General features: G+C 41.4%; 1 rRNA gene. It reads left to right on the top strand.

Features of this window, described 5'->3' with window-relative positions:
- A 16S ribosomal RNA gene (locus WA407_RS26385) occupies positions 1-69 on the top strand; the annotation flags it as partial.
- Positions 70-326: the final 257 nt, after the last annotated feature.

The following is a 326-nucleotide window of genomic DNA, read 5'->3' on the forward strand; positions in this document are numbered from 1 at the left end:
GGGTAGATGATTGGGGTGAAGTCGTAACAAGGTAGCCGTATCGGAAGGTGCGGCTGGATCACCTCCTTTCTATGGAGAATCGTTTCCTGCAATGGAAACATTCAAATATGAAGCGTAAGCTTCAAAACTCAGGTTTAGGCCTGTTACTCACTCGTTGCTCAGTTTTGAGAGCTCAAACTCTCAAAAAAGCTGGTTGTTTACAGCTTTGCACCTTGAAAACTGGATACCGAAACGAAATTGCGTTTTAGAATATTCCTTTAAGCTGATCTTGTGTAAACAAGTGAAATAAAGGTAGCTGCCTTGAATTTCATTCACACGTAAGTGTT

The sequence above is a fragment of the Paenibacillus sp. 203 genome (assembly GCF_037027525.1).
GTDB classification, from domain to species: Bacteria; Bacillota; Bacilli; order Paenibacillales; family Paenibacillaceae; genus Paenibacillus; species Paenibacillus polymyxa_B.